General features: G+C 60.1%; 19 protein-coding genes. 9 read left to right on the top strand and 10 right to left on the bottom strand.

Translation table 11 applies throughout. The features are described from left to right. The first annotated feature begins 484 nt into the window (after positions 1 to 484). From NEF64_RS10610 to NEF64_RS10600, 3 genes are all read left to right on the top strand, one after another. Positions 485 to 670: a hypothetical protein gene (locus NEF64_RS10610; protein WP_156360418.1), complete on the top strand. Its 186-nt coding sequence runs from the start codon at positions 485 to 487 to the stop codon at positions 668 to 670. Positions 671 to 784: 114 nt separating this feature from the next. After that, positions 785 to 1,147, top strand: coding sequence for a PilZ domain-containing protein (locus NEF64_RS10605; RefSeq protein WP_252573717.1), 363 nt, complete (start codon positions 785 to 787; stop codon positions 1,145 to 1,147). A gap of 773 nt (positions 1,148 to 1,920) precedes the next feature. Next, positions 1,921 to 2,124, top strand: coding sequence for a hypothetical protein (locus NEF64_RS10600; RefSeq protein ID WP_156360420.1), 204 nt, complete (start codon positions 1,921 to 1,923; stop codon positions 2,122 to 2,124). A gap of 495 nt (positions 2,125 to 2,619) precedes the next feature. Here the strand turns inward: NEF64_RS10600 and NEF64_RS10595 are convergent, their stop codons facing one another. From NEF64_RS10595 to NEF64_RS10570, 6 genes are all read right to left on the bottom strand, one after another. Then, positions 2,620 to 3,681, bottom strand: a complete 1,062-nt coding sequence (locus NEF64_RS10595) for an acyltransferase family protein (RefSeq protein ID WP_082446986.1) — start codon at positions 3,679 to 3,681, stop codon at positions 2,620 to 2,622. Between the two features lie 309 nt (positions 3,682 to 3,990). Further along, positions 3,991 to 4,143 (bottom strand): hypothetical protein, encoded by a 153-nt coding sequence (locus tag NEF64_RS10590; protein ID WP_156360421.1) that lies wholly within the window; start codon positions 4,141 to 4,143, stop codon positions 3,991 to 3,993. A gap of 350 nt (positions 4,144 to 4,493) precedes the next feature. Continuing rightward, entirely contained in the window at positions 4,494 to 5,834 is a 1,341-nt protein-coding gene (locus NEF64_RS10585; RefSeq protein ID WP_252573715.1) for a cellulase family glycosylhydrolase, read from the bottom strand. Further along, a complete protein-coding gene (locus tag NEF64_RS10580; protein WP_252573713.1) occupies positions 5,809 to 8,469 on the bottom strand; it encodes a glycoside hydrolase family 30 beta sandwich domain-containing protein in 2,661 nt (886 codons plus the stop codon). The genes NEF64_RS10585 and NEF64_RS10580 overlap by 26 nt, the downstream gene beginning before the upstream one ends. Before the next feature lie 13 nt (positions 8,470 to 8,482). Beyond that, a complete protein-coding gene (locus NEF64_RS10575) occupies positions 8,483 to 9,100 on the bottom strand; it encodes a hypothetical protein (protein WP_252573711.1) in 618 nt (205 codons plus the stop codon). 444 nt (positions 9,101 to 9,544) lie between these two features. Continuing rightward, the gene (locus NEF64_RS10570; RefSeq protein WP_252573709.1) at positions 9,545 to 9,904 is read right to left on the bottom strand and encodes an HNH endonuclease; all 360 of its coding nucleotides are present in this window, start codon (positions 9,902 to 9,904) and stop codon (positions 9,545 to 9,547) included. A 65-nt stretch (positions 9,905 to 9,969) separates the two neighbouring features. On the opposite strand from NEF64_RS10570, the gene NEF64_RS10565 reads away from it, so the two are divergent. Further along, a complete protein-coding gene (locus NEF64_RS10565) occupies positions 9,970 to 10,260 on the top strand; it encodes a hypothetical protein (RefSeq protein ID WP_156360434.1) in 291 nt (96 codons plus the stop codon). 313 nt (positions 10,261 to 10,573) lie between these two features. Here NEF64_RS10565 and NEF64_RS10560 read toward each other — a convergent pair whose 3' ends face one another. Then, the gene (locus NEF64_RS10560) at positions 10,574 to 10,894 is read right to left on the bottom strand and encodes a hypothetical protein (protein WP_128082055.1); all 321 of its coding nucleotides are present in this window, start codon (positions 10,892 to 10,894) and stop codon (positions 10,574 to 10,576) included. A 153-nt stretch (positions 10,895 to 11,047) separates the two neighbouring features. After that, positions 11,048 to 11,488 carry a transcription termination/antitermination protein NusG gene (locus tag NEF64_RS10555; protein ID WP_156360435.1) on the bottom strand — a complete coding sequence of 147 codons (441 nt, stop codon included), beginning with the start codon at positions 11,486 to 11,488 and terminating at the stop codon, positions 11,048 to 11,050. Here NEF64_RS10555 and NEF64_RS10550 point away from each other — a divergent pair. From NEF64_RS10550 to NEF64_RS10540, 4 genes are read left to right on the top strand one after another with little or no spacing between them, the layout of a single operon-like run. Then, a complete protein-coding gene (locus NEF64_RS10550) occupies positions 11,479 to 11,772 on the top strand; it encodes a hypothetical protein (RefSeq protein ID WP_252573707.1) in 294 nt (97 codons plus the stop codon). The genes NEF64_RS10555 and NEF64_RS10550 overlap by 10 nt on opposite strands. Beyond that, complete coding sequence (locus NEF64_RS10545; RefSeq protein ID WP_056408202.1) at positions 11,762 to 12,106, top strand: HU family DNA-binding protein; 345 nt, start codon at positions 11,762 to 11,764, stop codon at positions 12,104 to 12,106. Before NEF64_RS10550 ends, NEF64_RS10545 begins: the two co-directional genes overlap by 11 nt. After that, the gene (locus NEF64_RS19265) at positions 12,103 to 12,237 is read left to right on the top strand and encodes a hypothetical protein (protein ID WP_261362600.1); all 135 of its coding nucleotides are present in this window, start codon (positions 12,103 to 12,105) and stop codon (positions 12,235 to 12,237) included. Before NEF64_RS10545 ends, NEF64_RS19265 begins: the two co-directional genes overlap by 4 nt. Then, positions 12,234 to 12,491, top strand: a complete 258-nt coding sequence (locus NEF64_RS10540; protein WP_056408205.1) for a hypothetical protein — start codon at positions 12,234 to 12,236, stop codon at positions 12,489 to 12,491. The genes NEF64_RS19265 and NEF64_RS10540 overlap by 4 nt, the downstream gene beginning before the upstream one ends. 237 nt (positions 12,492 to 12,728) lie before the next feature. Here the strand turns inward: NEF64_RS10540 and NEF64_RS10535 are convergent, their stop codons facing one another. Further along, on the bottom strand, positions 12,729 to 12,950 hold the full coding sequence (locus NEF64_RS10535) for a hypothetical protein (RefSeq protein ID WP_146163707.1): 222 nt from the start codon (positions 12,948 to 12,950) through the stop codon (positions 12,729 to 12,731). Positions 12,951 to 13,282: 332 nt separating this feature from the next. Further along, positions 13,283 to 13,525 (bottom strand): hypothetical protein, encoded by a 243-nt coding sequence (locus NEF64_RS10530; protein WP_056408208.1) that lies wholly within the window; start codon positions 13,523 to 13,525, stop codon positions 13,283 to 13,285. A gap of 274 nt (positions 13,526 to 13,799) precedes the next feature. On the opposite strand from NEF64_RS10530, the gene NEF64_RS10525 reads away from it, so the two are divergent. Beyond that, complete coding sequence (locus NEF64_RS10525) at positions 13,800 to 14,030, top strand: hypothetical protein (RefSeq protein WP_156360440.1); 231 nt, start codon at positions 13,800 to 13,802, stop codon at positions 14,028 to 14,030. Positions 14,031 to 14,130 lie beyond the last annotated feature (100 nt).

Raw genomic sequence — 14,130 nt, 5'->3', positions numbered from 1 at the left:
AGAATGCGTGCAAGACCACGCGCACCTAAATTCGACGTCTTAATTTCGCGTCTCGTTGTACCTAGCACGTACTAACGACCTATGAATGCAGTAAATGTGCCTCAAAACGACACCATGTCCTATGGGTAATTTCAGGCCTCGATGAAGGCCTCGAAGCGTCATTCTAAAGCCCTGTCATGGAGACGCTGCTTAAATTTCGTCACGACGGCTGGACGCTCTACTGCCGCTCTGGACGTTATTCAGAAGGTGTCTTTGCGGGGCGTGATACCTTGCTCGGATTGGGCAATCGCGCATAGTTCTAGGATATGACCACACCGTCAGTGCATTCCGATGTCACTAAGTTCCGCGATGATCGTAGTTCGCTAGAGGCAGACGAGCAAACCGATAGGAATGACGGCGATCCGATAGCGGACACGCTGACGATCGAGATTAGGCGGCGTAAGCTCGGGCTATGACGAGCACTCGAGAAGTTTGGCTTAAGGCGATGACGATCGTCGAGGCACGTAGGCTATTTGTATCAGAGCCGATGGTCGATACCTTGCTGCAGATCGTGGGCCCCGAAGCCGAGATCGGCGATTGGGCGCGTGTTGCTGCCGCTGTCGACACGATTAACACGGGCGGATGCGTCAACCCGACCCGCGGAATAATCGTTCATAAAATGCTGCTGTGACAAGTGTGTCATAACGAGAACTTGCAAGGGGCGGTGGGCCTTTGCAATGCGCCACGGGACGGGGTTAAATCCAGACATAACCAGATCTTAGCGACCCTGACGGACGATAGCCCCATGAACACCTATCGCCGCTCGATGGCTAATGCCGGCAACAATCCGCTTGATCGGCGGTGCTCAAACCGAACGGCCATGAGTCATCCGGCCGTACTCATAACGTCTCTCGGAGATAAGCATTCGGCAATCATTCAAAACGTGTCTACCCTGGGCTTCAAGATTCGCTCAGAATACGGGGTCACTGTCGGACGGTTTCTCTCAATCGATATACCGGGGCTCGCTACGTACTCGGGCTGGGTAGCTTGGTCTTATCGCGATCAATTCGGGCTTGACGTGGCCAACGCCATTCCGGAGCCAGTTATCCAACACATCATCGCGATGGCCGTACAGGCAGGCGAAGGTCCAGCCCCAGGCTTTACCTGATGATCGAACGGGCGTCGCCGCAGCGATGAATGCGACCGCCTCTAATCGGTGGCGTCAGAGCCCAAGGTGTATCCGCATAAACCGGGCGAACCGAGTAGAGACACCATAGCCAACTGAGGTTGCCAGGATAATAGCGATTGGGAGGCCCCAAACGACCGCGAGTACGCCGTACAGAATCATCATGCGAGAATGATGGCAGAAATACTGATCGCGACTAGTTACAATTTCATTCTAGGGGGCGAGGGTGTCGCGAAACCAAACCAATGCCTACTACATCGTAACGTCATGCGCGGGTTAGTGTCGGGAAGCCTGCAAGCAGCACAACCGCACTAGTTCGCAACCGGCGCCTTAATCATCCAGTCGTTGAACCGACCGAAGCGCTCTACCTGCCCGCAGACAAGTCGCTGCGGCTTCGGTGAAACGCCCGGCTCTTTCGAATCGGGCGCCCTGATCACTTAATCGGCTTGTCGACGATCCAATAACGCATTTTCGGTCCCCTTCTAGGCTGATAGAAAACGCCGACCATCTCGGCGTAACCGACGTTAAAAGGTTAATAGTTCATTAATACTAATTGCTAGTAGTGTATTGACGTCAGTACGACGATCCGGTGTCCTCAAGAGGCAGGGTGAACGATCTACAGTAGAATCCTTCGTGCGTTTGCGCCCCGCAGGTGCCGACAACGTTCGGTCCGGGGAGTGCGGCAAGCGACCGAAGACCGTGAGGCCTCGGCGGCTGCATCGCGGGGCGCGGCAGGGTCGACGATGATCCGATCAATGAACCTGACCGAAGAGCGCCACCTTCCCGGGGATGAGGCACTAAGAAATTATTCGCGCAACCTGCATCACTCGTCACACATGCCAAATGTCTGTAAAGGCACGCGAAGTTTGATGGAGCGAGGGCGTCGTGCCGATCTGGCCATTACTAGTGAGGGTGTATTTTTGGCCCGCAAGGTGGCTCAGCAGAGCGATGTTGAATAGTCGAACCGCCACGCTGTCACATCAATGCCGATGCGGTAATGCCAAGAATGCGGGCGAACTGCTCTGTGATGAGTGTAAAGCTTGGTGAACTTGGCGGATGGAAAGGCCATTCCGACGATAATGCGGGGCTTCGGGTAAAACGGTGCGATTGGCGGCAGAAACAGGCGGGCCTCGGCAGCTTTACCGGAGTCCGAACGGACGGCAATTCGATCACTGAAGCCGACTGAAAAGCGCTACCCCCCAGGGGACGAGGCGTTGCGGGATTATTAGGGCCGACTAAATGCTGCGACGTTCGCGGGCAGCGCGCGCGGCTTCCAGCATAGCTGCGGCATCCCCGATCCGCTTGGTCAGCAGCAGCCAGCCGGGGTCGGACGGTGCGCGGATCAGCTCGAACAGGTCAGCGCGCCACGCCGCGTCGACTAAATAATTGCGTCATCTGGCGGGCGTGATGTTTGCGCGCCGTATATGCGTATCCGCGGGTCGGCTAGGCCGAAGTCACATCACCGCGACAGGTGCGGGCATTTTGCGTGCTAGAAATTTCGTCGCGGCGCCTCGGATGATATTTTGGAGCGGCATCTCTAGGAAACGATAGGAGATCACTGCGGCCGCCAAGGCGCTCGCGAAGGCGATGACCATTTGTCCCGGCCACGATATGCCCGCAGCGTCAGCAACCCGGCGAGCAGTGTCCATAACGGGCTCATGCAGCAGGTATAGCGAAAAGCTAATCGCCCCGAGTTGTCGAACTGCCCAGTTGCCGAAAACGAAACGTGCAAATGCGGTGTCGATAGAAAACGACAAGATCGAACATCCTACTACCAGCGCAATAGGAATATGCCCGTAAACCGCGCCGTCGTGCTGCCAGCTTTCCGAAAGCATCTCACGAAAATTCACTGGCGATAGTAGCAGGAAAACCACGGCCAATGTCGACGCGATTTGAACGAAGGACACCACAGCCTGACTCACGGCCCCTTCGATCATGCGCCGCCTAATAAGTGCGACAGCAATCCCAGTCAGGAAAATATGCAAATGGCTAAAAACCGTTATGCCTGGAAACACTGGCCGGGCCAAAAATATCAGAGCGGAAACGAACAGCACGGCGGGCAGGTATTTCACTGCTTTGCCGCTCGCGACTAGCCCCCATATTCCCACGAAGACAAAGTAGAACTGAAACTCTGGCGGGATAGACCAAAAGACATGCGAGCTACCGACGAATAACAATTGCTTAAAGGTCGCCATTGCCGACATGTAGTAAATGAAATCGGGGCCCGAGACCTGGGAGATGAAAAATGCTGCTATGACGACGATATAGTAGATCGGCACAACGCGCGCGATACGGGCGATGAGGTATCGCACGATCGCAGGCCTATCCATTGGTTTCCAAAGGTAAAGATGGCCCATCAGAAAGCCACTGAGAACGAAGAATAAGAGAACCCCAGCGGGTCCTGAAAACTGTGGAGTCGTATCGGTCAAACCAACCCGTGCGAGATGGGATAGGACAACCAGGACTGCTGCGCAGCCGCGAATTCCATCAAGGGCGGGTATGTGTCTGCCAATCATGGCAGAATGCCTGCCTCAGGCATAAACCCGTGTCGAGTGAAGTATTTTTACAATTTCCTGACTTGGGACGATCTGCCGCCAAAGAGATATAGCCGTGCAGCGGCAGTCGCTAGTTTTTCAGTTTAAGGTTAACACAACCTTTTTTAGTTTAATTGCAGCATGTTGACTGTGTAACGATGAAAATCACTAGCATGATGGCCGGGAGGTGTAGGTGCTATTCTGGTTGCAGGCCCGCCACCCTTTCGGCGTAGGCGGGGACCTGAAGTCCCAGAGGGGAAACGCCCGGCCCTTTCGAACCGGGCGCCTCAGTCACATCGCGTCGTAATAGCCCGCGTGCAGCTTCGCCAGGGTGGCGTTGAACGTGCCGCTATTGGCGTCAGCATCCTTCGCACGATCGCGGCCGTACTCGGTTTTACCCTTGGGAGAGAGCTTCTTAGAGCGTGCGTTCTCGGTCTTGCTCATGGCGCTTCTTCCTACTGTGATGGTCCAAGTCGACAATGGTATAGAGGCCCGCGAAGCACTCAGCTCCGAGGATCCCTATAAGCCTCCCGATGACTTGATTATCGGGGGATGCGTGAAACGAGAGGGTCGGCTTGCCGCTGCGGCGCCATAGCTTCCGGAATTTCGACAGAAGCGGCGCGAGCAACTGGGGTTGCTCGACAGATAAGAAGTTGATGTACCAGCCGCTCTCAGCGGCATCCCACGCGATCTGCGCGACGGGAGTTGGTCCCTGCCATGCGATCAGGCAGGGGCCGGACTGGCGAAACTCGGTGCACCCGGTCATGGGCATCACCTCCTTTCATGCTGGACGGTTAGCGCCCCGTCAGCTGCTCGACATAGCTCGAGGTCGGCGCGGTGAAGCGAGCGGCCTTGGGCGGGTCGATCTTGAAGATGTAGCTCTCGGGCCAGACGCGGCCGCCACCCCACCAGGTGACGCCGAGCAGGACGTCGCTGTTCGCGCGCAGCGCCGCGAGAGCCTCGGTACCGACTGCCGCGCACGAGGGCTTTATTCCGTAGTGCGAGGCGAAGGCACTTTCGGTGATGTAGGCTTTCAGGCCGCGCCGGCGCAGCTGCTCGGCGAACTCGACGAACCCGCTGGTCTTGACGTCGCAATCCTTGCTGGTGCCGCTCGATCCCTTGTCGAAATAGCGGTGGCCATTGAGGTACGTGCGGTTGAGCGGATCGAGCGGGCCGCTGGTATCACGATCGAGCGCGCAGCCGGCGCTCTCGCATGCCTTCCACGCCCCTTCCTTCTTGTCGAAGCGGAAAGTCGCCGACCACTGCGGCCATTCGAGAGCGATCGGATGTTTGATCCCGTTGGCGCGGAGGCCGGCAATGATGATCTTTGAATCGCGAGCCCACTGCATCCAGTCGTTCGTCAATACCGGGTCGTCGAAGCCGCGCGGCTCGTTGACCAAGTCGAGGATCACCGATCCGTCGTCGGGGAAGTTGCGTGCGAAGCCGGTCCAGAATGCGATCGCCTTGGCTGGCGCATCCCATCGATAGGTGTGGTTGTCGAGAATCACCGGCACGCCCTTGCTGCGTGCATAGGCGACATTGGCCTTGAGTTCGGCGATGCGCGCCGACGTCATCCGATCATCCTTGAATGGGTAGCGGATCAGCTTGAAACCGTGCCGCTCGATATACCCCTTCCAGTCTTCGAGCGACGGCCGGATCGTGTCGCCGCCGCTGGCCTCGGCGCCCGAGAGGTTCGCGCCGAACAGCGGCTCGACGTGCGCGGTATGGTTTGCGGGTGCTGCGGGGCCCACAGCCGTCGCAGGCGCCACCGGTGCCGCGCAAGGTCGCGCGTCCACCGGGACATAGACCCAACCCTTGCCATGGAGGATGCCGACAAGACGAAGCTTCGTGGCCCCGACTGTTTCGAACCAGTTTCCGGCAGAACCCAACCGGCTCCGGTCGTTCCAACCAAGCCAGCCCGGCGCGCGCGAGCCGTCAGGTAACAGCTCGCGGCCGATCGGCTTCCTCAGGACCAGCGTGTCACCCGCGCAGACCGTGATCCGTGCGGGCGGACTTGCGCCCGTGACTATGTGTTCGGTCTGCGCCGCGACCGGAGTAGCGAGCAGAGCACAGAAGGCGAGAAGATGTCGGATCATGGTCATATGCCCCTTACTTCGTGAGGTTCGGCCAAGCACTATCGAACGACATAGAGCCGTTGAAAGTGTTGGGCCGGTATCCGACGCCAAGAACGGCTTTGTTCGCAGCGGTAGGAGAAGGTTGTACGATCGTGTACTTTGCCCACGATGTAGTCAGCGTGATGTTCTGCTTGAGGATGTTGGTATGGGGATCAGCCATCAGCGTGAGTTCAAGAAGCTCCCCGCCTACCTTACCGCGCAACCAAATGGACCCTGTCAGAGTACCAGAGCCCACGGCCGTGGGTGTCCCGCACTCGACGCTGGCATAGCCGCTAGTCGTGCCAGTGTTCGTGAACGTCTGCGTGCTTGCGTCCTGCGTTACTCCATCAGGGCCGATAACCGCATTCCGATTGCTCGATGCCGAAGTCGCTGGCGTGTACGTGTAGCTGGTGTTCGACCAGCCGCTACCTGGGAAGGCGCCCTTTGCAGTCTGCGCATTTCCACCGGTATCGTCGGAGATAAGCAACCCCGGCCCCGGCTTGACGTTCGCGCTGGCGACGGTTGGCGTGCCCGACTGCTCGACACCTTTCGGACCCTGACCAACGCCGTTCACGGCCGACGCTGTGTAATAATACGGCGTGCCGTTCGTCAGGCCCGTATCGGTGTAAGGGAATGTGACTCCGGTAACGAGTGGCGTGGTCCCCTGGCCGCCAGGCGTGGTCGACCGATACAGGTTGTAGCTGGTGATAGCCGAACCGTTGTCTGCCGGTGCAGACGATAGAACGACGACGTTCTGCGCATTGCCGGGTGTCACGGCGATGGTGGGTGCGCCAGGAACCGCAGTCGTCGCGCCAACGGTCGTGACCGAAGCCTCAGGGCTCGATGCGGAAAGACCGCCCGCGCTGAGAGCGAACACTTGATAAAAATAGGTGGTGCCCGCAACGACATCGATGTCGGCGAAGCTGGTCTCTCCAGCTGCAGCAGCACCGACAACCAGCGTGGCCGCCCCAGCAGCTGCCCCGCGTTTGATGAGGAAGCCGCCGAGTCCGCCAGCATCAGGTGCCGCTGGCGCAGTCCATGCCAAGGTGTTGGTGTTGCTGACCGACGATGCGCTCAGGCCCGTAACCGGACCAGGCGCCGACACAGTGCCGGTCGCCGGGACGCCCTTCGGCGCGGTGTAATTGACCGAGACGATATCACCGGACGCGAGCGTCAGGTACGACACTAGGCCGGACGGACCATCGATCAGGGATACCGACTTGGTGGTATCGGCGTTGTTATACAGTAGGACGCCGGTGGTGCCGTCGCGGTTTGCGAACGCCACATTTTGCACTTCGAGGCTCGCCTCGCCTACGCCGATCGTCGTGCTGTAGCAGCGCCGAGCGCCGGGCTTCATGACCTTGAGCAGATGCACCAAGGCCATGTATTCCGGCCGTTTGACCATCGTGCCGTTGCCGTCGGTCGAGATCGTCGCGCAAGGCGCGACCTGAGCATAGGACGGCGCGAAGGGCTGATAGCGCCCACCAGACAGCGGGCGAAGGAACAGGTTCCAGAACGTTACCGAATTCTGGCCTGCGCGGATCCCGCCGATGATGGCATTCGCGAGGTGCTGCTGGAGAGACACCTTGTTCGAAAGCGAGCCGACCAGGCACATTTCAGTGAAGTGGGTCTCCTTGGCGTTACGGCTCCACGTCCGAACCAGCTCGAACTCATTCTTGCCGGTGGTGCTGTATCCATGAACAGCAGCGCCATCGACCAGATCGCCAGCCATCACTTCGGCGAAAACATCACGGACCAGATGCCCCCCGTTGGCGCCCGTGTAGCCCGAGAGATTATGCCAGTTGTGATCGCCGACGAGAACCCGAACATGCCCGAACCCAGCAGCGCTCATAGCCGGCTTGAGGATGTTGACGAACGCTGCCATCTGCGCGCCGGTCCAAATACAACCAGGGTAAGTCGGTGGGGTGTACCCAGCTTCGTTCTGTGTCGTGATCGCCCAAATGGGAATGCCGAGCTCAGCGTATGCCTTGAGAAACTTGACGAAGTAATTTGCATACGCCGTGTAATTGGTGGTGTTGCCGATGAAATAACTTGTCACGCCATCCGGCCGACCGATCAGTGAATTGGTCGTCTTCATAATAGCAGGTGGCGTCCATGGAGACGCGATGAACTTGATCTTCGGGTTGATCGCCAGCGCTTCTCGAAGCGTCGGAATGATGAACTCGCGATCCTTCTGGATCGTGAACGTCGGCATGGTAACGTCGACGCCGTCCCAATCGTCGCAATAGGTGTAATAGCCGGTCTGACCGCGGTGCGTGAAGTCCGAGGCGCCGATGCAGATACGGCACGTCGAAAAGCCGTCTGTCCCGAATGCCGTCGTCAGGTTCGCCTTGCGCTGAGCCGGCGTGCAGTTCGTCTGAAGGACATAGCAGGAGCTTTCCGTGAGCGACGCGCCCGCGCCGTACATCTGCTGATAGGTCTCGGTCCCGTCAACATAGATGGTCGCGCCAGGCAGGCCGGTCAGGGGTGCGAATGCCGTCATCGTCACGTCTGCGATCGTCGGCGAAAGGTTCACCGGGGTCCGCTGCCCAACTGGAGCATCACCCATCAAACCGCGGCCTGGGAGGGTCTGGTTCAGCGTTTCGATCGCGTCAGCTGCGGCGGTCGAAGAGTCAAACTTGCGTAGAATCGTCATGTCGAATTACCTTTTACGAGCGGGCGAACATGCCGTTGGTGAAGAATGGATCGGTGAAAAAGGCGCCGGGCGTGGACGAAGCGGTTGATACGGTCAGGACACCGCTCGCGCTCGTCGCGCCCGCCGCGGCGACCGCGTAGTTGATCGTCCCCGCCGACAGCGTGGACATGCCAATGACGACCTTCCACCCTGACGCGGCATCGCCTGCGATGATCAAGCGACCGTCGTTCGGCGCTACCGTTGGCGCGACGTCGGCTGGTACGTTCGAGATATTTGAAACCAAGGTGCCTGCGGCTGCATTCGATGTGATCGAGAGGGCATTTGGCGAAAGAACGAGGGTCGATGCCGCAGCCGATACCGTGCGCGTCAAAACCGACGACGAAGCGCTGCCGCCCGTGCCGGTCGCGAACTCCTGATACGTCAGCGTGCCGCCGGAAGCGGGGGTGGCGGTCAGCCCGGTGCTGATGACCGAGCCGTTGAGCGACCACGCACGCGACGTTATTGTACCGTTGCTTACTGCGCCGGGCGTCGCGGTGTAGGTCGTCCCCGCCGTTCCAGTCGAAGGGCTGACCGTAGGCTGCGAGGTGAAGGCCGGAGCCGCCGCGGCTGCGGTTGCAACGGTCGCCGACATGCGTTGTCGTCGCCTCGAGCTCATCCAGCATCCGCGACACCAGCCCGCGTCCGCGTTCGGCGATTGCGGCAGCATCCGGAACTGGCTCGCGCTCGCGCTCGACTGGCGGCGAAGGCTGCGGAGGCGTCGAAGTACGCACTTTGCGTACCCTGCGTACCACTCGAACCCACTTTTCGGCCTTGGCGCGCTTCCGAATAGCACCTTCCGAAATTGCGTGCCGATCAGCTATTTCCCGAATGGAATCTTCGCCGGCCAAGTATTCAAACTCGATGCGCGTCCAGTCGAAGGTTGATTTTCGGGTTGCCATGACGCGGCACCTCCGGCCGAAAAGTACGCACCTCAAAACGTGAGGAGGAAAAAATCTGCGCGTGAGAGCCTATGGGGTCCAGCAGGGCGTGCCCTGCCGATAGTTCGACCCTCCCCCCCGGGGGTGGGGCGGCGTGGTCAGTGTCGTTGGGCGCGCTCAGCGCGCTGCTTGCGGCTGTTGTGGCAGGGAGCGCACAGGCACTGCAGGTTGCGCTCGTCCCAGAAGAGGACCTCATCGCCGTGATGCTGCCGCTTGTGGTCGACGACAAGCTGCGACGTGTCGGCAGTCATAAAGCCGCACCCGGGCCACTGGCAGGTGAACATGTCGCGGGTCAGAATGACCATGCGCAACGCCCGCCAGCGCGCCGTCTTGTAGAGCTTGCGCCAAGGCGCGTGCAGCATGCGGTCCTCGTCGCGGGTGCGCTCGATAGGCGGAAAAGAACCAAGCCCGGGCCGCAGGGATGTGAGGCGGCTGGGTAAAGCTTTGAGCTTGCTCATCAGTAACTACGTGCTTGGAAAACGTGCAATATATACTGAGTCAGTTTGCGACTCGGGGGCACAAGATGAAAGAAATGGAACGCTTTGCGGCTCAGGGCGATAGCGGAGGACGGTACACCGTCATACGATGGATTAACATGACTAGGTTTCACGACCTCGACAGCGGCATCATTACGCATCGAGAGAGCACTGTGTACCAGCTTCTTGACGGCACGCATGTAAACATTAAGGGACCCGGCATCTTCGAGATTTGGGATACCGAAGAGCGAATTTGGGAAGTCCTGGATAGCCCACTTCTGAAGATACAAGGATCCGCCTCGGCTAAAGATTCCGACCCCGATCTGCTCATCGTTTAATGGCAGCATCGCCCATTCCTCGCGAGGAAGTTGAACGAGCGGTGGCAGCGGATCACAAGCAGCGACATATGCACTCTCGCTCCGTAACTAATTAGCGCCCACGTACGGCGGCCCGCAGGTCGATTGCTGCCTGCTCTGCTTGGTCGATCAAGCGCTCACTGCGCCCCTGATGGCGCGACCCGCTCGACATCTCCTCGGCGATCCGCAGCACGAGTATGCTCTACATGGTCAGCGGTGGTGAAGCTGAAGGCGCCTCGCGCCGCTCCTCCCATTCCGCACCTCATCTCACGCTCAATTACTTGGCGCCGTCAAATCACCGAGATTCTGCACGCAAGCGCGCCTGTGCGCCCTGTGCCCTCGCGGCGCAGGCTTTAAAAATTCCCAGCGCGGCGGTTCCAGCGACAGCCGGCTGAGACTTGAGGGCTGCAGCAACAGTTGCGGGAACTCGTCCATCCAGCCGCCCCATATAGAACGCCGCCGTCAAATTCGCGACCTTCCGCGTTGGCTCGTTCTCGGCCTGCTCGCCGACGGCACTGGTTACAACCAGGCACCGGACATCGTCGTTAACCGTCTGCGCGTGCGCCGGAGCGGCAACTAAGATGGATGCAAGAACCAGGCTGACGACGTTCTTCATACAAAGTTCCTGAGCGTAGTGGGCCTACAAGCATAGGCCACATCATAGCACAAAGTAACGTCGCATCTGACCATACCGTAGGACAATCGCTCGGAGCATGGCTCCTACGTGAGGGGATGAGGGTGGCTAGCCAGCGCGCTCATCGCAGCTCGCTTATGCGGCGATAGGCGCATCATGTACCTCATCCGTTCCAAGTAGCCAAGACCCGATTTTCAGGTTGATGCCAGCGAATGCGACGAGCACGAACTTGCCATCGCCGTCCCTTACGACCTCACCCGAGAGACCAGCGCCGGGACCTTCTTTGACCTTGACCGGTTGCCCGACGGTGAAGGCCTGGCGCTGCCCCATCTTGGCTGCCCGTTTACCCCGTTCTTCGATACGCCGAGCCTCAGCTATCTCAGCGTCCCCGATCGTTGGGATAGCGCCAAGATAGCGAAAAACCGAGAAGCCGGGATGTTCGGAGAAGGGTAGCGCGGCGATGCGGGCGAGGTCGTGTCGGCGATCGGCACCCGCGAACACGAACGTTGGCATAATCGGTGCCGCGTATTCAACCCGCTCGCGCGCCGGGCCTCGGCGACGCGTGAGTGTCTGCACGGGGCTCCACCCCCTCGTCGCTGTGGCAGGGCACCTCGCACCCGACCTCGCGCTGGACGGTCGAGCAGATCGGCACGCTGATGAAAGAGGGGCGGGATCCGGTATCGGTCCCGACTGCGGCTGTCCTGCGCCGCCCGCGGCAGAACCCCGACGAATGGACGATGCCGCCCAAGGCTGTCGAGCTCGTCCTCCCGCGTCTTGCGATCACGCGGGACGAGCGCCGCGCCAAGATCATCACGCCCGCGGGCGCAACCCAGTGGCTGGACATTGTTCATGGTCGATAAGCACCTCATCACCGCGATCGCAGAATCGGGGATCGCTGCCGAGGATGCGCAGGACATGGCCGAACGCGTGTTCGGTGCCGTGCTGGCGTCGCTGGCCGCGGGTCGGACGGTCCAGATCCCCGGCGTGTGCCGGCTCAGGGCGCCCCGCAAGCCCGCATGGGTGCCCGGTACGCTGAAGCGCCAGGCCGTCGAGCAGCGCAAGGTCGGCATCGTGCACCCCGCCATCATCGAGCAGGGCGCGCCTTACGAGGTCGCCAAGCCGATCGATCCGCAGGTTTCCAGCCACGCATGGGGGCAGGCGATCCGCGCCGCGGCCGAAGGGCAGGGGCAGTGAGCTACCTCGACCCCGCTGGCGCAGCTCTGCGCGCACCGCTTCCCCCAATCCCCGATCTGATGGGCATCGTCTCCGCGGAGATCCTGATCGACCTGATGATCGCCGTCCTCACCCTTGGAGATCGCCCATGACCTGGAACCTGTTCATGTACGGCGCCGGCTGGGCGTGTCTCGGCGTGATCGCGATCATCGCGGCCGTGATCTTCGTCGACGACCTCTATCACCGCTGGCCCCAGATCATGACCGCCCTGCGCGGAAACGATCGGCCTGGCTTCGTGCCCCTCTCCCCGACTACCTCGGTCCGCCCCCTCCGGACGTCCGTTCCTTTGTTGCGCTCTGTCGAGGCTGGCGCGCAGCCAACTTATCTGGCGGTCCACGGTGGTTGATGTAGCCGACATGGCGAACAACGTGGCTAAGACCGCGTTTGACTGCAGCATCCGCGCCTGCGCCCGCGCCCGATCCCGATCGGCGTCGTCGGTGAGAGCCAAGAATGTGGCAATCGGGCAGCCCACACGGGTAGCGGGGGCCGGAATCACGACGAACGCACCGCGAAGTCTGTTGCAGGCGGCCGTACCCTCACGCCGTTTCGACAAAATCGCGGCATGATACTGCGGCGGAGATACTCAGCCGGGAATGCCCCAGTTGGCATCCTCGTTAGCGGCCTTAGCTGTTCGAACCAGATGCTCGACGTAGTTCTGAAAAACCGGAACAGTAAACGTGACGAGCGTCGGTTCGCCCTGTGGCTCCTTGAACGTCAGGACGACGAACCGGCTGCCTTCCTCGTCAAGTACGAGTCCGGCCTCCATCGCACCAGTGCCGCTGGGAGTGATGATCGTCGCTGCCATGGTAGTGCCTCTCTGGTCGTCCAAGGAGCGGCTCTAGCGCAGCGGAACCGCCGCGTCAGCGTGCGTCGAGCGTTACGCTGCGTCCGCGGCCGTTCGCGACGCACCGCGGTCATTGGCAGCAATAGCTGTTTTAGTCGCGGATACGACACGAGCTGCAACGCCTCGCGCCTTCGTCCTGCGATATTCCAGATACAGTGCAATCAAAGAAAACATGGCGACCTCGAGACGAGTCTTGCTGGATGGCAGGACAGGCTGGGCACATGTGACGGCTCGCTAGGCACTTCAAATGCGCTTAATCAAATCGCCGTTGCGCCAATCGAAAGCGCACATTGTCACCCCACCACGGGAATGTCGTCGATCAGGGCGGCGAGCGAACCGTCTTTGAAGGTGTGCGGTCGCACGATTCTATCAGGAAGGGAGATCTTTAGATGGCGCCGTTCAATCGGCTTCATAGCACGAACCTTTTGGGCCATTAATAGCAACGACCCCTCGTACAGAAGCTCGTTTCCTTCGTCGTCTTTTTGCGCTGCTGGCATCCGCACCAATGTTGCGGCCTCGGTCCACGGGAAGTCCATTTATTGCATTCCTAAAAACGTCCCGCGCCCGGTCATCATACCACTGCGGCGTCGCTATGCCATTGATCTTATGAAGGATCGAAGACGGCATATTTCGCCCGTGAACACTCAGCGCCGTGGCACGCTGCGCCTCGTTGCGTGCAGTTGACATGGTGCGCTTATCGCCCCGGAGGGCGGGCCTCGTTCATGCCTCCCAAAAATTCTCGCCGCTGAGTCCCGCAACCGCTGGTCTGGCCGTGAAAGCTCACTTCACAGATCAGGAAGGACAGAACCGATGAGGGCAGCACCGTATTGGCCGCGCATGCTCAAGCGGGCGAACGCCGCGAAGTATTGCGAGCTGACGCCACAGCAGTTCGACGCGGAGGTCTATGCCGGCCGGCTGCCGGGATCGGTCGCAATGTCGGGCGGCGCGCGCTGGGATCGCGCGGCGCTGGACGCGAGCCTCGACGAGATGTCGGGCGGGGTCAACGACTGGCGGAAGGATCAGCCGGGCCTTGCCGCATGACCTGCCCAAATATGTAAAGCGGGTGCGGTCGAAGGGCCGGGAGTACCTGTATTTCGACACCGGCAAGGTGGTCGACGGCAAGCGGCTGATGACTCGCCTG

The sequence above is a fragment of the Sphingomonas aerolata genome (assembly GCF_023935825.1).
Taxonomy (GTDB): domain Bacteria; phylum Pseudomonadota; class Alphaproteobacteria; order Sphingomonadales; family Sphingomonadaceae; genus Sphingomonas; species Sphingomonas aerolata.
The sequence above is the reverse complement of the archived record's forward strand: the minus strand, read 5'-3'. Positions and strand labels throughout refer to the sequence as shown.